The 18,728-nt window shown below is 71.7% G+C and carries 14 protein-coding genes; 6 read left to right on the top strand and 8 right to left on the bottom strand.

All coding sequences use genetic code 11. The features are described 5' to 3' along the window. The first annotated feature begins 46 nt into the window (after positions 1–46). The gene (locus tag Pme01_RS07375; protein ID WP_239088069.1) at positions 47–2,248 is read left to right on the top strand and encodes a HelD family protein; all 2,202 of its coding nucleotides are present in this window, start codon (positions 47–49) and stop codon (positions 2,246–2,248) included. Here Pme01_RS07375 and Pme01_RS07370 read toward each other — a convergent pair. The 4 genes from Pme01_RS07370 to Pme01_RS07355 form a co-directional block, all read right to left on the bottom strand. Further along, on the bottom strand, positions 2,243–3,580 hold the full coding sequence (locus Pme01_RS07370; protein WP_203935483.1) for a glycoside hydrolase family 36 protein: 1,338 nt from the start codon (positions 3,578–3,580) through the stop codon (positions 2,243–2,245). The two genes, Pme01_RS07375 and Pme01_RS07370, sit on opposite strands and share 6 nt — an antisense overlap. Positions 3,581–3,586: 6 nt before the next feature. Further along, positions 3,587–4,483 carry a carbohydrate ABC transporter permease gene (locus Pme01_RS07365; RefSeq protein ID WP_168117283.1) on the bottom strand — a complete coding sequence of 299 codons (897 nt, stop codon included), beginning with the start codon at positions 4,481–4,483 and terminating at the stop codon, positions 3,587–3,589. Further along, on the bottom strand, positions 4,480–5,343 hold the full coding sequence (locus Pme01_RS07360) for a carbohydrate ABC transporter permease (RefSeq protein WP_205864346.1): 864 nt from the start codon (positions 5,341–5,343) through the stop codon (positions 4,480–4,482). Before Pme01_RS07360 ends, Pme01_RS07365 begins: the two co-directional genes overlap by 4 nt. 128 nt (positions 5,344–5,471) lie before the next feature. Then, complete coding sequence (locus tag Pme01_RS07355) at positions 5,472–6,794, bottom strand: ABC transporter substrate-binding protein (RefSeq protein ID WP_168117281.1); 1,323 nt, start codon at positions 6,792–6,794, stop codon at positions 5,472–5,474. Positions 6,795–7,104: 310 nt separating this feature from the next. Here Pme01_RS07355 and Pme01_RS07350 point away from each other — a divergent pair, with 310 nt between their 5' ends. The 3 genes from Pme01_RS07350 to galK are packed head-to-tail and all read left to right on the top strand — an operon-like array spanning position 7,105 to position 10,093. Beyond that, the gene (locus Pme01_RS07350) at positions 7,105–7,893 is read left to right on the top strand and encodes a DeoR/GlpR family DNA-binding transcription regulator (protein ID WP_168117280.1); all 789 of its coding nucleotides are present in this window, start codon (positions 7,105–7,107) and stop codon (positions 7,891–7,893) included. Further along, positions 7,890–8,963 (top strand): galactose-1-phosphate uridylyltransferase, encoded by a 1,074-nt coding sequence (galT, locus tag Pme01_RS07345; RefSeq protein WP_168117279.1) that lies wholly within the window; start codon positions 7,890–7,892, stop codon positions 8,961–8,963. Before Pme01_RS07350 ends, galT begins: the two co-directional genes overlap by 4 nt. After that, on the top strand, positions 8,960–10,093 hold the full coding sequence (galK, locus tag Pme01_RS07340; protein WP_168117249.1) for a galactokinase: 1,134 nt from the start codon (positions 8,960–8,962) through the stop codon (positions 10,091–10,093). The genes galT and galK overlap by 4 nt, the downstream gene beginning before the upstream one ends. 167 nt (positions 10,094–10,260) lie before the next feature. Here galK and rocD read toward each other — a convergent pair whose 3' ends face one another. Further along, on the bottom strand, positions 10,261–11,475 hold the full coding sequence (gene rocD / locus Pme01_RS07335) for an ornithine--oxo-acid transaminase (protein WP_168117278.1): 1,215 nt from the start codon (positions 11,473–11,475) through the stop codon (positions 10,261–10,263). Between the two features lie 344 nt (positions 11,476–11,819). Between rocD and Pme01_RS07330 the strand changes: the two genes are divergently transcribed. Further along, entirely contained in the window at positions 11,820–14,084 is a 2,265-nt protein-coding gene (locus tag Pme01_RS07330; RefSeq protein WP_168117277.1) for a hypothetical protein, read from the top strand. Here the strand turns inward: Pme01_RS07330 and Pme01_RS07325 are convergent. After that, on the bottom strand, positions 14,081–15,571 hold the full coding sequence (locus tag Pme01_RS07325; protein ID WP_168117276.1) for a DUF2079 domain-containing protein: 1,491 nt from the start codon (positions 15,569–15,571) through the stop codon (positions 14,081–14,083). The two genes, Pme01_RS07330 and Pme01_RS07325, sit on opposite strands and share 4 nt — an antisense overlap. A gap of 119 nt (positions 15,572–15,690) precedes the next feature. Here Pme01_RS07325 and Pme01_RS07320 point away from each other — a divergent pair, with 119 nt between their 5' ends. Continuing rightward, a complete protein-coding gene (locus Pme01_RS07320) occupies positions 15,691–17,424 on the top strand; it encodes a hypothetical protein (RefSeq protein WP_168117275.1) in 1,734 nt (577 codons plus the stop codon). Here the strand turns inward: Pme01_RS07320 and Pme01_RS07315 are convergent. Continuing rightward, positions 17,421–17,636: a hypothetical protein gene (locus Pme01_RS07315; RefSeq protein WP_168117274.1), complete on the bottom strand. Its 216-nt coding sequence runs from the start codon at positions 17,634–17,636 to the stop codon at positions 17,421–17,423. The genes Pme01_RS07320 and Pme01_RS07315 overlap by 4 nt on opposite strands. 99 nt (positions 17,637–17,735) lie before the next feature. Further along, positions 17,736–18,728: a glycosyltransferase family 2 protein gene (locus Pme01_RS07310; RefSeq protein ID WP_168117273.1), complete on the bottom strand. Its 993-nt coding sequence runs from the start codon at positions 18,726–18,728 to the stop codon at positions 17,736–17,738.

Here is an 18,728-nt window from a genome sequence, read left to right as displayed (position 1 = left end):
ACTGCGTAAGCTCGCCATGGCCCGTTCCCGACCGCTGGAGTCACGCTTGTCCGCACCTGTACACGACTCCGACCCCATCCGTCAGGTCGAGATCGACAACGAGCAACGGTACGTGGACCGGGTGTACACCCGGCTGGGTGAACTGCGCCGCACCGTCGCCGAGGCGGAGAAGGCCGGCTACGGCATGTCCCGGGTGGGCACGCACGGCTCACTGGTCGAGCGCGACGCGATGGTGTTCCACGCCGCGCGCCGCCGGCACGCCCTGGACGCCGAGTACGAGGGCCTGGTCTTCGGCCGACTCGACCTGGCTCCGGAGGCCCGGCGCAGCGACGAGTACTCCAGCCCCGTGGAGCCGGCGGTACCGGGCGGCGAGGCCCGGTACATCGGGCGTCTCGGCCTGCGCGACGAGGAGCACGAGTCGCTCGTGGTCGACTGGCGGGCACCGGCCGCCGCGCCCTTCTACCGCGCCACCCCCACCGACCGGATGGGTGTGGTACGCCGCCGGACCCTGCGCAGCTCCGGGGAGACCGTCCTCGACGTCGAGGACGACCTGCTCGACCCGGCCGCGGCGCCACAGGACATGCCGGTCGTCGGCGACGGCGCGCTGCTCGCCACGCTCAGCCGGGCCACCGGCCACGGCATGCGCGACATCGTGGCGACGATCCAGCGCGAACAGGACGACGCGATCCGCTCCCCCGCCCTCGGCGTGACGCTCGTACGCGGCGGTCCCGGCACCGGGAAGACCGCCGTGGCCCTGCACCGGGCGGCGTACCTGCTCTACGCCGACCGCAACCGGTTCGAGAGCGGCGGCGTACTGGTCGTCGGCCCGTCGGAGGTGTTCGTCAACTACGTCAGCCGGGTGCTGCCCTCGCTCGGCGAGGAGACCGTGACCCTGCGCTCGCTGGCCCAGGTCGTGGAGGACGTCACCGCCACCCGGCACGACCCGAACGAGATCGCCGCCGTCAAAGGGTCGCTGCGGATGGCGCGGGTCCTGGCCCGCGCCGTCCGGGACGCGGTGCCCGGCACACCCGACCGGTTCCGGGTGCTCTACCGCGGCCAGCTCCTCCAACTCGACCGACGGGCGCTCGACGAGATCCGTCGAGACCTGCTGGCTCCGGGCCCCCGGCGCAACGCGGTCCGGGCGAAGGCCGCCGGGCACGTGCTGGACGCACTCTGGCGGCAGAGCCTGCAGCTGCTGCCGGCTCACCGGCAGCAGACCCGCGAGGAGTTCGCCTCGGAGATCGCCTCGAACCGCGAGTTCATCCAGTTCATGGGCGCTTGGTGGCCGCTGCTGACCCCGCAGACCGTCCTGGGCTGGCTGACCGACCCGAAGCGGCTGCGCCGGTCGTGCGACGGCATCCTGTCGCGGGTCGAGATCGACCGGCTGGCGGGGGCGTTCAATCCGGACGGGTACACGGTCGCCGACGTGGCCCTGCTCGACGAGCTGGACGACCTGCTCGGCAAGCCGCCGGTACGTAAGCGGGCCCGCCGCGACCCGTATCACGTCGCCGACGGGATCCGGGAGCTCACCACGTACGCGGACCGGATGGCCGCGGCCCGCGCGGCCGCCACCGAGCGCCCCGAGGACTACCGCGACTACGCGCACGTCGTGGTGGACGAGGCGCAGGACGTCTCGCCGATGCAGTGGCGGATGATCGGGCGGCGCGGTCCGCACGCGAGCTGGACGATCGTGGGCGACCCGGCGCAGGCCGCCTGGACCGACGCGGCCGAGGCCGCCCGGGCGATGGAGGCGGCGATCGGGACACGGCGCCGCAGCGAGTACACGCTCACCACCAACTACCGCAACGCCGCCGAGATCTTCGACCTGGCCGCCGCGGTGATCCGCCGCGCCGAGCCGCAGCTTGAGCTGCCCACCGCGGTGCGCTCGTCGGGCATGCTCCCGGTCCACCACACCGTGGCCCCGTCCGACCTGCGCGACCTGACGGTGCGGGCGGCGTCGCAGGTCCTGGCCGAGGTGGCCGGCACGGTGGGTGTGATCACGCCGATGGAAATGCGGGCCGAGGTGGCCGGCTGGTTCACCGGCGCGGGCGACGAGCGCCTGCAGGTGGTGGGCAGCCTGGAGGCGAAGGGCATGGAGTACGACGGCGTGATCGTCGTCGAGCCGTCGGCGATCCGGGACGAGGGGCGCTCCGGCGTGCGTACGCTCTACGTCGCCCTGTCGCGGGCCACCCAACGCCTGACCACCGTCGGCACGGACGCGTCCTGGCTCCCCCCGTCCCCCTCATGAGGGGAAGGGGGTGGGTGGCGGCACGTCGGTCAGGAGGCGTCTCGTCGTCTCCAGACCCCAGTCGTCGAGCGCGGCGATCCGGTCCGACGAGGCCCGCAGTCCGCCGTACCGGGCCACCACGCCGGCCCACTCCTCGCGCCGCTCGATCTCCGGCCGGGCCACCACGCAGTCCGGGTCGTTGACCCAGAACCGGCCGTGCTGCCAGGCCCGGGCCACCGTCGAGATCGTCGCGCCCACCTGGGAGGGCTGTGACGGGTCTCCGTCGGCCGGCTCGTACGCCGGGGCCACATCGGCCGAGACCCGCACCGCGTCGACCAGGCCGACGCTGGGCAGGATCGGCGCGCCGCAGCCCAGCAGGTACGACTCGTCCCCGATCGCCTCGCGGATCAGGTTGACCCCGGACCGGTACGCGTCCAGCGGGCGGGAGTCGTCGTGGCGCACGCCGTCCAGGGCGCCGGCGTAGATGAAATCAATCTTGAAATAGTCGATACCGTACGAGCGGAGCCGGCCGAACGCCTCGGTGAGGTAGCCGCGCACCCCCGGGTGGGTGGTGTCCAGTGCGTACAGCGGCGCGCCCCAGTTGAACCCGGCGTCGACCGGGTCGCCCTCGGCGTCGCGCAGCAGCCAGTCGGGGTGTTCCCGGGCCGTCTCGCTGCGCCGGCTGACCAGGAACGGAGCCACCCAGATGCCGGTACGCCTACCGGCGTCCCGAACACGGGCCACCAGGCCGGGCAGGGAGGCGAACCGGTCGGAGAGGGTCAGCCAGTCCCCGATCTCGGACTGCCAGCCGTCATCGACCTGTACCACGTCCACCGGCAGGTCGTGGCCGCCCAGGGCGGCCAGGTTCTCGTCGATGTCGGCCTCGGTGACCTCGGTGAAGTAGTGGTACCACGAGCACCAGACCGTCGGCGCCGGCCGCGGCGGCACCACCCCGACCGCGCTGGCGAACGCGTCGCCCCACGCGGCGAGCCCACCCTCCATCGATTCGTGGGTCAGGGTGACGACCGGTCCGTCGCTGCTGACCCGTACCCGTCCCTCCACGAAGGACGCCCGGATCGACGCCACCTCGGCCAGACCGTCGGTGGTGGCGTACAGCCGCACCGCGCCGCCGTCGCCGGGGTCGACCGCGAGCAGGCCCTCGCCCTGGAAGCCGCGCTCCGGACCCGGCTTGCCCGGCCGGTAGGCCATGACCTGGGTGGCCGGCCGCACCGGGCGCCACGACGTCGCGGTGACCGGGTACGTCGTGGTCGGGCTCCAACTCTGCCAGCCGTGCTCGTACACCCGCGCCCGGTCCGGGTCGACCGGCAGCTCCTCCAGGATGTGGAAGGTCACCCAGGATCACCCCTTGCTCGAGCCGAGCGTGAGCCCGGCGATGAACTGTCGCTGCAGCGCGAAGAACACGACCATGGTGGGCAGCGCGACGATGACGGCGCCCGCTGCGAGCAGGTTGTAGTCGGTGAAGAACTGGCCGCGCAGGTTGTTGAGCGCACTGGTGACCGGCATCTTGTCCCCCGTGGACATCAGTACCAGGGCCCAGAGGAAGTCGTTGTACATCCAGGTGAACTCGAGGGTGCCGAGCGCGGCCAGGGCCGGCCGGCACAGCGGCAGGATCACGCGCCAGTACTGGAGCCACACCCCGGCGCCGTCGACCCTGGCCGCCTCGGTGATCTCGTACGGGACGGTCCTCATGTAGTTGGCCAGCACGAACACGCAGAATCCGGTCTGGAACGCCACGTGGATGGCGATGACTCCCCAGTACGAGTCGTAGAGCGTCAGCGAGTCCGACATGGACGCCGGCAGCGGTACCCGCTTGAACAGCTCGTACAGCGGCACCACGATGATCTGCGGCGGCAGCAGGTTGCCCGCGGTGAACAGCACCAGCAGCGGTACGCCGAAGCGCAGCCGCACCCGGGTGATGGCGAACGCCACGAACGAGGCCAGGAACAGCGTCAGGACGACGCCCGGTACCGCGATCAGCAGGCTGTTGAGGAAGTACTTCGTGAGCTCCGCGTCGCGCCACGCCGAGGCGTAGTAGTGCAGTGTGAGCGTGCGCGGCAGGGAGAAGTATCCGTCCTCCGCCGTCTCGTGGTACGGCCGCAGCGACGCGTACACCGCCAGCGCCAGCGGCGCGAGCCAGCCCAGCGACACGAGCGCCAGGAAGGCGTGCAGCAGCAGACGGGCGGGGCGCGGTGCCTGCCGCCGGAACCCTTCCACGCTCGTGGCCACGGCCGTCACTGATCCTCCTGACGGAGGATGCGTGACAGGTACACGACGATGAAGCCGAGGCAGATCACGAAGAGGATCACCGCCAGCGCCGAGCCGAACCCGATCCGGCTCGCCTCGCCCACAATGTTGTCGAAGACCAGGACCGACAGCAGTTCCAGACCGTTGCGGCCGGAGTTGACGACGTACACGATGTCGAAGGCGCGCAGGGCCTCGATCACCGTGATGACGAGGACGATGATGTTGACCGGCCGCAGCGTCGGGAACGTGACCCGGAAGAAGGTCTGCACCTCGTTGGCGCCGTCGATCGCGGCCGACTCCTTCAGCGACTGGTCGACGGCCTTCAGGCCGGCCAGGTAGAGGATCATCACGTACCCGACATGCCGCCAGCTGGCGGCGACCATCATCACCCAAATGTTGAGGTGTGGGTCGCCCAGCCAGTCGACCGGGTGCGCGCCGCGGCCCAGCACGCTGTTGAGCGCGCCGTAGTCGCGGGAGAACACCAGCTGGGAGATGAAGCCGACGATCGCCAGCGACAGCACGACCGGCAGGAACAGCGCGCTCTGGTAGAAGCGGGTGAACCGGATCTGCTTGTCCAGCAGTACGGCCAGCAACAGCCCCAGCGGGGTGGCGACCAGCCCGAGGAACGCCAGCCACAGCAGGTTGTGGCGCGCCGCGGGCCAGAACAGCGGGTAGGTCTCGAAGATCGCGTGGTAGTTCCTCGTACCGATGGGCTTGATCGGGCTCAGCCCGTCCCAGGAGGTGAACGACAGCAGCACCGACGCGAGCGTCGGCCCCCAGATCAGCGCGACGTCGAGGAAGACCGCGACGCCGAGCAGCACGCTCAGCGTGATGACGTCGCGGGAGGTCAACCGCCGGATCCGGCGTCGCGGGCGCCGCCGCCCTGTCGGGGGTGGCGTCGCCCGTGGCCCGGACGGCCCGGCCTGTGTCGCGGGGAGCGTCACGACGGCCCTTTCGCTCGGACGGTCATTCCGGACGGTCACTCGGCAGCGAAGATGGTCTTCTTCTGCGCCTCGATGCTCCTGAGGATGTTGTCGACGTCATTGGGGTTGCCGAGGAACTGCTGGATCGCCGGGATCATCACGGTCTGCGCGAAGTCCGGCCGGGTGTCGCGGTCCATGAATTGCGAGATGTGCTTGGCGCCGCTGACCAGCTCGACCGCCTTCTTCTGCAGCGCGTTGTAGGAGGCGGTATCGGCCTTGGCGTGGCAGGCGACGTTGCTGGGGAAGACCTTCAGGAAGGCGTCCTCGGCCTGTGGGCCCGCCAGGAACTTCATCAGGTCCTTGGCCCCGGCCAGGTTCTTGGCCTTCTTGGAGACCATGAAACCGTCGATGGGCGCCTCGACCGCGTCCTGCCCGTTCGCCGGGTCGATCACCGGGTACGGGAAGTAGTCGAGGTCGTCGAGCTCCTCGGGCTTGAACTGCTGGCCGACGAACATCCCGAGCGTGTGCATGCCCGCCTGCTTGTTCACCAGCGTGTTGGCGGCCTCCTGCCAGGTGCGGCCGTTGGGCGCCTCCTGGGTGTAGGCGAGGATCGACTTCCACGTGTCGAAGACGCCCTTGACCTTCGGGCCGGTCCAGTCCTCCTTGCCCGCCATCAGGCTGATGTGGAAGTCGTACCCGTTGAGCCGCATGTCGATGTAGTCGAAGGTGCCCATCGCCGGCCAGCCGTCCTTGTCGCCGAGCGAGATCGGGATCAGGCCGTCGCTTTTCATCCTGGCGGCGAGGGCCCTGTATTCATCCCACGTCTTCGGGGCCTGGTAGCCGCGCTGCTGCCACACGCTTTTGCGGTAGAAGACCGCCCACGGGTAGTAGTAGAACGGCACGAAGTACTGCTTGTTGTCCTCGCCGGTGGACGCGGCCTTCAGCGCGGGCGTGAACCCGTCGAAGCCCTGCCAGATGTCGGAGATGTCGGCGGCGAGGCCCTTCTTGGCGAAGAACTGCATGCGGTTGCCGGCGAACCAGGAGAACACGTCGTCCGGGTTGCCCTGCAGGTACCGGCTGATGTTGGTCTGGAAGTCGTTGTGCGAGACCGTGTTGATCTTGACGGTCTTGCCGGACTTGGCTTCGTAGGCCTTGAGCGAGGCTTCCATCGCCGCCTTGTCGACCGGGTCGGAATGGTTGGAACCGAAGGACACCGTCTTGTCGCCGGCATCTCCGCCCGCACCGCCCCCACAGGCGGCCAGCAGGCCGGGCAGGGTGACGGCGCCGGCCGCGAGCGTCGAGCCACGGAGCACGGCCCGGCGCGACGGGTGGCCGACGGTGCTTGGCGCCGGTGACTGGCCGGCTGGGTACTGGGCCATGGCCCCTCCTGATCCACGCCGAAGTACACGGGGAAACACAGAAACAAACGTGAACCTTCAGAAGACGCACATTGAATCTCCCGCTCAGCAAAGTCAATGGCCGTCGACGCATCAACGTTACTCTATGTCCATATTGATGGTCTTTTGTAAGTAAAGTTTTCCGGTCCTGCGTGCGTAACGATTGGGTGAACACATCCGATGTATTACGCGACCGGGTGAGCGAGGCCCGGAGCGGAGGTGAGGTACTGTTCGGATTTGTTGACTTCTGGCCGCCGCGGTGTGTCCGGCGCCGACGGGAAGGGGGTCCGTGATGCTCGCCCAGCAGCGGCAGTCGGCGATCCTCGACCTGGTACGGCGTCAGGGCGGCGTGCGGGTCAGCCAGCTGGTACGGCAGTTCGGCGTCTCGGACATGACCATCCGCCGCGACCTGGAGGCGCTCTCCGAGCGGGGCCTGGTCGACAAGGTGCACGGCGGCGCCACCGTCGCCGGCCCGGGATCGACCGAGGAACCGGGCTTCGACGCGAAGTCGGTCCGGCAACGTACCGAGAAGGCCGAGATCGCCGCCCGGGCCGCGCGGCTGGTCGAGCCCGGTACGGCGGTCGCGCTGTCGGCGGGTACGACCACGGCGGCGCTCGCCGCACTCCTCCTGGACGTGCCCGGCCTGACCGTGGTGACCAACTCGATCCCGGTCGCCGACGCGCTCTACCGCTCCGGCCGCTCCGACCAGACGGTGGTGCTCACCGGCGGCATCCGCACCCCGTCGGACGCGCTCGCCGGCCCGGTCGCGGAGGCCGCGATCGCCTCGCTGAACGTCGACGTGCTCTTCCTCGGCGTACACGGGATGAGCCCGCGCACCGGGTTCACCACCCCGAACCTGATGGAGGCCGGGACCAACCGGCTGCTGGTGGCGGCGGCCCGCCGGCTGGTCGTCCTGGCCGATCACACCAAGTGGGAGACGGTGGGCATCGCCACCATCGCACCACTGGAGGACGCCGACGTCCTCATCACCGACTCGGGCCTGCCCGAGGAGGCGCGGATACAACTGAACGAACGCGTCGGCGACCTGATCGTCGCCGACGTAACGGGAGATCAAGAGTGAAACGCACCGTAACGCACCTGGCCGACGGCCGGGAGCTGATCTATTTCGACGACAACGACGCGGTGGTGCGCGACCAGCAGGACCGCCGGCACCTGCCACCGCCACCCGCGGCGTCGGAGATCCGCTACGACCCGATCCTGGACGAGTGGGTCGCGATCGCGGCCCACCGGCAGACCCGTACCTTCCTGCCGCCGTCCGACCAGTGCCCCCTCTGCCCGTCCACGCCGACCCGGTCGAGCGAGATCCCCGCGTACGACTACGACGTGGCGGTGTTCGAGAACCGGTTCCCGTCGTTCTCCCACCGCGAGGGCGAGGTCGACCCACCGCACCTGCCCGGGCTGACCGACACCCGGATCGGGTACGGCCGCTGCGAGGTGGTCTGCTTCACCTCCGACCACGACGCGTCGTTCGCGTCGCTGACCCCGTCGCGGGTCCGCCTGGTCATGGAGGCGTGGGCCGACCGCACCGCCGAACTGAACACGCTCCCCGGCGTCGAGCAGGTGTTCTGCTTCGAGAACCGGGGCGAGGCGATCGGCGTGACGCTGCACCACCCGCACGGACAGATCTACGCGTACCCGTTCGTCACGCCCCGGAGCCGGCGGATGCTCGACTCGGCGCGCCGGTACTCGGGCGGGAACCTGTTCGCCGACGTGCTCGCCGCCGAGCGTTCCTCGGGCGAGCGGGTGATCGTACAGAACGAGCACTGGACGGCGTTCGTGCCGGCGACCGCGCGCTGGCCGTACGAGATCCACCTGTACCCGAACCGCCGGGTGCCCGATCTTCCCGCCCTGTCGGCCGAGGAGCGCGACGCGTTCGGGCCGGCGTACCTGGAGGTGCTGCGCCGCCTCGACGGGCTGTTCGGGTTCCCGATGCCCTACATCTCCGCCTGGCACCAGGCGCCGGTACGCGTCGACCGCGACCTGTCCTACCTGCACCTTCAGGTGTTCAGCAGCCAGCGGGCGCCCGGCAAGCTGAAGTACCTCGCCGGTTCGGAGTCGGGGATGGGCGTGTTCATCAACGACGTACGCCCGGAGCAGGCCGCGCAGCGGCTGCGGGAGGTGGAGCTGTGACGTCCCCGTCCGAACGGGCGGCTCGGCTGTCCGGGGCCGAGCCGGCCGCCGTCTGGGTGGCACCCGGCCGGGTCAACCTGATCGGCGAGCACACCGACTACAACGACGGGTACGTGCTGCCCTTCGCGCTCCCCCAGGTCACCGCCGCGGCGGTGCTGCCCGCGGACGCTGGCTGGACGGTCTGTTCCGAGGGGCACGACGGTGCGGTCTCGTTCGGCGAGGACGACCTGAAGCCCGGCGGGGTGACCGACTGGGCCGCCTACGTGGCCGGGGTCGTGTGGGCGCTGCGGGAGGCCGGCGTCGACGTGCCGGCGGCCCGGATCACGATCGCCAGCGACGTACCCGTCGGCGCCGGCCTCTCGTCGTCGGCCGCGATCGAGTGTGCCGTCATGGCGGCACTGGTCGACCTCGCCGGCGCGTCGGTCCCCGACCAGAAGCTGGTCCGGCTCGCGCAGCGCGCCGAGAACGAGTACGTCGGCGCGCCGACCGGGATCATGGACCAGTCGGCGTCGACGCTGTCACGGGCCGGCCACGCGCTCTTCCTCGACTGCCGCACCCTCGACGTCGAGCACATCCCGTTCGACGTCGCCGCGGCCGGGCTGGCGGTACTGGTCGTCAACACCAACGCGCCGCACCGGCACGTCGACGGCGAGTACGCGAATCGGCGCGCGGCGTGTGAGGCGGCCGCGCGGGTTCTGGGCGTGGCCGCCCTGCGGGATGTCTCCGCGGCTGCCCTGCCCGGCGCGCTGGCGCGCCTGGACGAGGTCTCCGCACGCCGGGTCCGCCACGTCGTGACCGAGAACCAGCGGGTACTCGACACCGTCGACCTGCTGCGCGCCGGCGACATCGCCGGCATCGGCCCGCTGATGACCGCGTCCCACGAGTCGATGCGCGACGACTTCGAGATCACCGTGCCGGAGGTCGACACCGCGGTCTCGGCGGCCCTGGAGGCCGGCGCGTACGGGGCGCGCATGACCGGTGGCGGCTTCGGTGGCTGCGTGCTCGCCCTGGTGGACGCTTCCCGTGCGGAGGCGGTCTCGTCGGCCGTCGCGTCGGCCTTCGCGTCGGCCGGCTTCACCGCCCCGGACTCGTTCGTCGTGACCCCGGGCGAAGGGGTCCGGCGGACGTGATCCGCATTGCGCAATTGTTCGTCCGTGTTGACACGGTGCGGGCGAGCATGGGTGAATTCGTGTAGGCCGCTGTGGGGGTGAGCCAGCACTGCCCGTCCGGGACGATTCGTCGCCCCGGGCGGGCAGATTGCTTTCCGGCGCGCGCCCACCCCCCGCTTCGAGATCGGTCAGAGAATCGCGGCGATGGCGTCTACCGCCAGGTCCACCTCTTCGGGCGTGACCACCAGCGGCGGCGCGAGGCGGATCGTCGAGCCGTGGGTGTCCTTGGCCAGGATGCCGTGCTCGGCCGCGAGCCGCTCACACGCCTCCCGCCCCGTCATCAGCGCCGGGTCGATGTCCAGCCCGGCCCACAGGCCCCGGCCCCGTACCGCCGTCAGTCCCTGGCCCACCAGCTTCCCGAGCCCCTCGTGCAGCCGCGAACCCAGCTCACGGGCGCGCTCCTGGTACTCCCCGCTCTGGAGCAGCCCCACCACGGCGCGCCCCACCGCGCAGGCGAGGGGGTTGCCGCCGAAGGTGGAGCCGTGCTCCCCCGGCCGCAGCACGCCGAGAACCTCGCGGGAGGAGGCGACGGCGGACACCGGCACGACGCCGCCGCCGAGGGCCTTGCCCAGCACGTACATGTCGGGCTTGACGCCCTCGTGCTCGCAGGCGAACGTCGCCCCGGTGCGGCCCAGCCCGGACTGCACCTCGTCGGCGATGAACAGCACGTTCCGCTCGGAGCAGAGAGCACGGATCCCGGGCAGGTAGTCCGGCGGCGGCACGAGGACACCGGCCTCGCCCTGGATCGGCTCGATCAGGACCGCGACCGTCGTGTCGTCGACGGCCGCCGAGAGAGCGGCCAGGTCGCCGTACGGGACGATCCGGAACCCGGGCGTGAACGGCCCGTAGTCACGGTAGGCGTCCGGGTCGGTGGAGAAGCTGACAATCGTGGTCGTACGCCCGTGGAAGTTGTTCTCGGCGACCACGATGGTGGCCTTCCCGTCAGGTACACCCTTGACGCGGTACCCCCACTTGCGGGCGACCTTGATCGCGGTCTCGACCGCCTCGGCGCCGGTGTTCATGGGCAGGACCAGGTCCATGTCGCACAGCTCCGCCAGCTCCCGGCAGAACGGGCCGAACTGGTCGTGCAGGAACGCGCGGCTGGTCAGGGTCACCCGGTCCAGCTGCTCCCGGGCCGCCGAGATCAGCACCGGGTGCCGGTGGCCGAAGTTGAGGGCGGAGTAGCCGGCCAGGCAGTCGAGGTACCGCCTGCCGTCGACATCGGTGACCCACGCGCCGGAGGCGTCGGCGACGACCACCGGCAACGGGTGGTAGTTGTGGGCGGTCCAGTGCTCGGCCTCGGCGACCGCGGGGGTCGTCAGGTCGGGGAAGACGGCGGTCATCGGCGTACCTCCTGCTGCGTCCAGCGCTCGGCCCAGCTTCGCGCAGTCGTCGAAATTCTATGTGAAAGGGATTTTTCGTCCATGACGTCGGTCCGAGCGGCCCTGCCGGCCGGCCGCTCGGTGACATTCCGTCGAATGTAAGGGTGCCCGGCCGGGCGAGCCATTGCTTCGCCTTGCGCGGTACCGGCGGTTTGTTGCGTAGATCAGGATCTGACGCAACGTTGTTGCACGGGGGAACCCGGAGGCTGTCCACGCCCCTCGCCCCGGCGCCGTAGCATGTGCTGGCGCGCCGTACGGGCAGGCAGGGGCGCTGCCACAGGCACGGACACCGGCGGTGAACATACATGGAGGATTCGGCGCCCACCCGGGTGGCTGCGCGCGAGCCGGCAGGTCCCGGGCAGCGGGCCGGTACCACGGCGGCGTGGCGCTGGCTGCCGGCCGGAGCAGGCGTCGGCGCGCTGGCCGGCGTCCTGCTGGCGACCGGCACCCCGGCGCCGGACCTGCTCCGGTACGCCGCCTACGTGCTCTTCGCAGTCGCGCTCCCCGGCACGCTGGTCTACCGGTGGCTGCGCCCGACCCCGCGTACCTTCGTCGAGGACGTCGCGATGGGCATCGCGGTCGGGCTCGCGCTGGAGCTGGCCGCGTGGGCCACCTTCTCCGCGCTCGACCTGCGGTCGTGGCTGGCGCTGTGGCCGGCCGTGATCGTGGCGCTGTTCGCGGCGGTACCGCGCCTGCGCCGGCACTGGCGGGTGCACGGCTACACCCCGACCCCGCTGGGCTGGTCGTGGTCGGTGGCCGGGGCGACGACCTTCTTCACCCTGTACCTGTCGCAGGTGTTCCTCGCGCGCAACCCGATCCTGCCGACGTCCGAGGACACCCGGCAGTACCTCGATCTCGCGTACCAGTTGTCGCTCGCCGGCAACGCCAAGCACCAGTTCCCGCCGCAACTGCCGCAGGTGGCGGGCGAGCCGCTGTACTACCACTGGTTCGGCTACGCCCACATGGCGAGCGTCAGCCTGATCGGCCACATCGACCTGCCGGTGGTCGCGCTGCGGCTGGCGATCCCCGGCCTGTGCGCCGCCGCCGTCCTGCTCACGGCCGTGGTGGGATGGCGGATCAGCGGGCGGCCGTACGCCGGCGCCGCGGCGGCCGCCCTGTTCTGGGTCGTCGGCGAGTTCAACTTCACCGACCCGGTGACGGCGCCGTTCGGTACCCAGGCGACGTTCGTCGTCTGGCACGGCATGTCGATGATCTACAGCTGGGTGCTGCTGCTCGCGCTCATCGCGGCGATCACATGCGTGCTCGAGAAGGCCGGCTCGTACCTGCTCGTGGCGCTGCTCGCGGTCGCCTCCTCCGGCGCCAAGGCCAGCTCGCTCCCGGTGGTCCTGGTCGCGCTGGGCGTCACCGGCGTGACCCTGCTGGCGGCGCGGCGCCGGGTGCCGTGGCTGGTGGTCGCGGTCGGTGCGATCGTCGCCGCCGCGCAGGTCTTCGCCACCGCCGCGCTGTTCCACTTCCAGACGTACGGGCTGGTCGTCGACCCGCTGGCGCAGATCCGGGGGTACTGGGCGGCGCCGCCGGAGTGGCCGGCCTGGATCCTCGTACCGGCGGTGTGGATCGCCGTCCTGCTCAACCTGCAGGCGCGCACCGCCGGCATCGTCGCGGTCCTCCGGTACGAGCGGCTGCGGCCGGCCCACGTCTTCCTGCTCGCCGGGGCGGTCGCCGGGCCGGCGCTGTGGCTGACGTTCGGCAGCATCAACAGCCAGTACTTCACCCGGGCCGGCTTCACCTTCGGCGTGCTGCTCTCCGGCGCGGGGTACGCGGCGCTCGTGGAGCGGGCGCGACTGTCGCGCGAGGGGAAGGCCGCCCTGGCCGCCGGTACCGTCGTCCTCGCGGCGGCCCTGGTGGTGGTGGAGATCGGGTACGCCGGCCGGCCACAGCCCTTCCCCTCGCTCGACGGCTGGCCGGCCGCCGCGCTGGTACCCATCTGGCAGCTCGCCGCCGGGCTCGGCGCGATCGGGCTGGTGGCCGCCCTGCTGTGGCGACCGGCCAGCCGGGTGCTCCCGGGCCTGCGCGGCCGGGGTCCGCTCGTCGCGCTCACCGTCGTCCTGGCCGCGGGCGCGCCCGGCCTGGTCATGGACGTGGTCAAGTCGGTACGGGTACCGAACGGCGGCCCGTACACCGCGATCGGCCTGCCGCGCTCCCGGGTGGAGGCGGCGCGCTGGGTACGCGACCACAGCCGGCCCGACGACGTACTCGCCACCAACGTGCACTGCCTGTCCGGCTCGGCCACCGCCGACCCGCCCGACTGCGACGCCCGGTCGTTCTGGCTCAGCGCGTACTCGGAACGCTCGGTCCTGGTCGAGGGGTGGGGCTTCGCTCCGCGCAACAACGGCGGGACGGTCCCCGCCTTCTGGGACGCGCCGCGACTGCTCCTGAACGACTCCGCGATCAGCGCGCCGACCGCCGACCTTTTCGGTGAGCTGCGCCGCCGGTACCGGGTGCGCTACCTGGTGGTCGACCGTCAGGTGTCGCCCGGGTCCGGCGACCTGGCCACGCTCGCCGCGCTCCGGTACGACAACGGGCGGCTGGCCGTCTACGAGCTCCGCTAGTCTGCGCGTGGGCTGCGCAGCAGGGTGTACCCGTCTCGCTCGTCGACGACCCGGTAGCCCCGGCGCTTCAGCTCCTCGACCCGGGCCTTCAGACCGTCCACGGTGTTCGGGAACGGGTCGCTGGTGTCGGTGACCACCCAGGTCGGCCACTCCACGATCCCGCGCGGGTACTGCACCACCCGGCACCGGTCGCTGAGGTGCGGTGCCAGCCGGTTGGCCGCCTCGACCGTGACGCCGTCGGGGATGCGCGCCATCAGCTCGTACCCGGTGCGCGCCCGCTGGTCGAGCGTGAGCGCCCGGCCGGGGTGGATCAGCGCGCGCTGGAACGGGTAGAACTGGGCCGTCACGACCGCCACCCCGGCGATCACCGCGGCCGAGCGCAGCGTGTACGCGCGCAGCAGCCGCCACCGGCTCGCCAGCAGCCTCGGGTACGCGTCGAGGTAGGCGACGAACGCGACCGGCATCAGCACGAGGTTGTAGTGCAGCAGCCCCGGCCCCCAGAACGGCTCGTAATCGGTGAGGTACCGCATCGCCAGGTTGGGCACGGCGACCAGCGCGACCGGTGAGCGCAGCGCCAGGAAGCCGGTCAGCGCGCCGAGCAGCGCGAGGTTCTCCACCTTCACCAGCGGGGTGAACAGCAGCAGCGGCGCCTTGAGCAGCCGGAGCGCGACCCGCTCGGCCAGGCCGCCCGAGCCGACGGGCTGCCCGTTGCTGTCGCTGGTGAACTTGACCGTGTACGGGTTGACGTGGTCCGGGTTGAAGTGCGGGATCACGAGGCCGACCACCACGGCGAACGCCGCCAGCCCCACCACGATCAGGCCGGCCCCGGCGCGGCGGCGCCCCCGGAGCAGCAGCACGACCCCGATCATCGCGAGGTAGAGCCCGAACTCCTCCTTGACCAGCAGCAGCGGCAGCGTCCAGAGCACGGTCGCCCGCCACCGCCCCTCGGCCAGCGCGACCAGGCCGAAGGCCAGCAGCGGTACCGCGAAGCAGACCTCGTGGAAGTCGAAGGCGAGCGCCGCCTGGATGCCCCAGGACAGCCCGTACGCCGCCGCGACGGCGTTGCCGCCGAGCCGTCCGACGCGACCGATCGCCAGTCGGGCGATCGGGATCACCGAGACCGCCAGCAGCGCGGCCTGCGCCAGCAGCAGCGTCGCCGGGCCGGCGTGGATCCAGTACAGCGGGGCGAGCGTCGCCAGGATGGGGTGGAAGTGGTCCCCGTACAGGTTGAAGCCGATGCCGCGGATGTCGGAGGTCGGCGCCTGGAACCGGGAGTAGGCGAGCACGGCCTGGTCGAAAATGCCCAGGTCATACCCGTAGGTCTCCAGCCGCCAGTGCTTCAGCAGCGAGAACGGCGCGTAGAGCGCGAAGCAGACGACGGCCCACAGGTACGGGTCCCGGACCCGCCGCGACGCCTCGGGGCTCGGCGCCCGTGCCGCCACCGGAGCGTCGGTCGCCGCCGCGACGTCTTCAGTTCCGATGGTCATCGAGCACCCTTCGACCGTCCCGGCTGTCGACCGACAGGCATCGTACGATCTCCGGTCCGGCCATCGGCCGCCACGGGTATCAAACGAGGTCGAACCCGCTGCCCCGTATCGTTTCCGCCGTGACGGCGACCGTTGGCCTCCCCCGGCCTGCCGGCCCGGCGCCATCAGCCGCCGCGCCGGGCCGTTCCCGGCGTGCCCGCCCGGCCGACCTGCTCGCCGTGCTCGGGTACCTCGCCGCCGGGCTGTGGGTGACCGCGCGGCTGTGGCCCGACCCGGCCGGGCGCGCCGCGAGCGCCAACGCCGGCGACACCGCGCTGTTCGAGTGGAACCTCGCGTACGCGGCCCGCGTGGTGACCCACCTCGACGACCCGTTCTTCACTCCGCTGATGAACGCGCCGTTCGGGGTGAACGTCATGGCGAACACGACGGTGCTGCTGCCGGGTGTCGTGCTCAGCCCGGTCACCCTCGTCGCCGGCCCCGCCGTCTCGCTGGTGCTGCTGATCGCGTTGAGCCTGGCCGGTACCGCCGCCGCCTGGTACCACGTGCTGTCCCGGCACGTCGTGGCGTCCCGGGCGGCCGCGTTCGTCGGGGCCGCGTTCTGCGGCTTCGCGCCGGTGATGCTCGGGCACAGCAACGCCCACCCGCACCTGACCGGCCAGTACCTCGTGCCGTTCATCGTCCGGGGGGTCCTGGCGATGCGCCGCGAGCACCGGTGGCGTGACGGCGCGGTCCTGGGTCTCCTGCTGGCCGCCCAGGCGTTCGTCGGCCTGGAGATCCTTTTCCTGACCGCCGTCGGCTGCGTGGTGTTCCTGGCCGCCCATGCCGCGACGTCGCACCGGGAGGCGTGCCGGCGGAGCGTCGAGGCGCTGCCGGGCTGGCTGACCGGTGCCGGGGTGGCGTTCGTTCTCCTGGCCTATCCGTTGTGGACGTTCTTCTTCGGCCCGCAGAGCTACCGGGGCATCCGGTGGGACCTCGCCCGCTACAGCACCGACGCCTCGGCGTTCCTGGTACCCGGTCCGACGGCGATCGGCGGGCACCTGCTTCCGCTGGACTGGACCGGCTACGACCTGACCGAGACCGGGGCGTTCTTCGGCGTGCCGCTGCTGGCCCTGGTCGGGTATGCGCTCGTCGCCGGCCGCGGGCTGCCGCGCGTCCTGGCCGCGAGCACGCTGCCGATGATCGCGCTGACCCTCGGGCCGTCGCCGCACGCGCAGGGCCACCCGCTGCCGATCCCGGCGCCGTACCGTCTGGTCGCACACCTGCCGATCTTCGACGCCACCCTGCCGACCCGCTTCAACCTCCCGCTCGCGACCCTGATCGGGGTCCTGCTGGCGGTGCTCTGGCAGCGCACCGCCGACCTCGGAGCGGGCGGCCGGCCGGCACTGGCCCGGGTCGCCCTGGCCGGGGCGCTGGTCCCGCTGCTACCGGTACCGCTGCCGGCGGCCGACCGGCCGCCGATCCCCCGGTTCGTCACCTCCGGCCACTGGAGGTCCTGCCTTCCGGCGGGCCGCACCCTGATGCCGGTACCGCTGCCCGACTACTACCACCCCGACGGCATGCGCTGGGCCGCAACCGCCGGCCTCGAATTCCCCATCCCCCAGGGCATCGGCGTGGTACCCGGCGAGGACGGCCACGGCGAGCTGATCCGCCCGACGGCGAGCGGCGTCTGGACGATGCCGGCCGGCGAGGTCGGCGGGAAGGAACGTCTACAGGCCAGGCGCGACCTGGCCAGGCTGGACGTAGGCTGCGTCGTCGTCGAGGCCCACCGGGGCGACCTGGCCGCCACGGTGACGAACCTGCTGGGGCCGGGCCGCCGGGTCGACGACGTCTGGGTCTGGGACGGGGCCGGCTAGCTCATCTCGCGCCAGTGTGGACTGTCGGACAGCAGGCCGCGCACGCACTCCATCGCGGCGTCCTCGTCGCCGTACTCGTACCACCGGCTGCATCCGTCGGCGCCGCCCTCCCGCGACTCCACCGTCCACCGGCCGCCGTCCTCGTACAGGTACACGTCGTGCCGGGCCAGCCGGCCCCAGGTGCCGTTCCACCAGTGCTTTCGTCGTTCCACGACACTGATTCGAACACACGTACGACAGCGTGTGCAGGGATCGTTCGGCCGAAGTAGATCATCCGGGTGAACCGAACCGGTCACCCGGGCACGAAATGATCAACGAGCGCGGAGCCAGCCGCGCAGCCACTGCGCCATCGCGTACGGGGGGATCAGCGCGCTGGTCGCCACCATCCGGCTCACCTCATCACGAGTGCGCGGCCCCGGCGCGATCCGGGCCGCCGCGAACTCGGCGGTGCCGGCGAGCCAGGCCGCGCCGGCGAGCGCCCCGACGACCCGGGCGGCGCGCCGCGGACGCGACGACATCAGGGAGAAACCGAGCGAGCCGACGGCCACCAGGCCGGCGAGCGTGACGGCGGCGTGCCGTGAGCGCCGGCCGGGCGGTAGCTCCAGCACCTCCCGCCAGCGCGGCCCGTACAGCGTGCGCAGCAGCGCGTCGTCGGCGTTGCCGGCCTGGGTGCGCAGGCTGACCCAGGGGCTCTCCGGGCGTACCGGATGGGTCACCCGCCGGCGCCCGACGGTGAGCGCGCCGCCCGCGCGTCGCACCCGGTACGCGATGTCGGTGTCCTCCCGGAAGGCGCGCGGGAAGCGCTCGTCGAAGCCGCCCACGGCAGCGAGGGCGTCCCGGCGGTACGCCATGTCCGCCGTGATCCACCGGGCGCCGGCCAGGCCGCCGGTGACCCGTTCCCAGTCGGTCGGCGGCCGGTCGTCCGGCAGCGGCACCTCGACGATCCCCTGCACCCCGGCGACCGACTCGTCCACGTCCAGGTCGTCCTCGAGCGCGGCCAGCCAGTCCGGCGACGGCACCACGTCGTCGTCGAGGAAGGCGATCCACGGGTACGCGGCCGCACGCCAGCCGGCGTTGCGGGCGGCGGCCGGGCCGGCGGCGCCGCCGCCGGGCACGATCCGGGTGACGGGCGCGAAGGCGGGCGGGATCTCCACCAGCGCAGCCGGCCGGTCCCGCCGGTCGTCGACGAGGATCAGTTCCAGCGGCATCGGCAGTACGCCGTCGGCGGGTGCGAGCGCGTCCAGCAGCGTCGCCAGGCTGGGCCGGCCGACCGTCGGTACGACGATGGAGACTCCGGTACCCAT

It is taken from the genome of Planosporangium mesophilum (genome assembly GCF_016863255.1).
Classification (GTDB): domain Bacteria; phylum Actinomycetota; class Actinomycetes; order Mycobacteriales; family Micromonosporaceae; genus Planosporangium; species Planosporangium mesophilum.
This window is presented reverse-complemented; position numbering and strand designations above follow the sequence as displayed.

Coding starts and splice junctions, on each gene's coding strand:
- Pme01_RS07355 (WP_168117281.1), bottom strand. CDS start 6,794: ATGGCCCAGTACCCAGCCGGCCAGTCACCGGCGCCAAGCACCGTCGGC.
- Pme01_RS07350 (WP_168117280.1), top strand. CDS start 7,105: ATGCTCGCCCAGCAGCGGCAGTCGGCGATCCTCGACCTGGTACGGCGT.
- rocD (WP_168117278.1), bottom strand. CDS start 11,475: ATGACCGCCGTCTTCCCCGACCTGACGACCCCCGCGGTCGCCGAGGCC.
- Pme01_RS07330 (WP_168117277.1), top strand. CDS start 11,820: ATGGAGGATTCGGCGCCCACCCGGGTGGCTGCGCGCGAGCCGGCAGGT.
- Pme01_RS07325 (WP_168117276.1), bottom strand. CDS start 15,571: ATGACCATCGGAACTGAAGACGTCGCGGCGGCGACCGACGCTCCGGTG.
- Pme01_RS07310 (WP_168117273.1), bottom strand. CDS start 18,728: ATGGGTACCGGAGTCTCCATCGTCGTACCGACGGTCGGCCGGCCCAGC.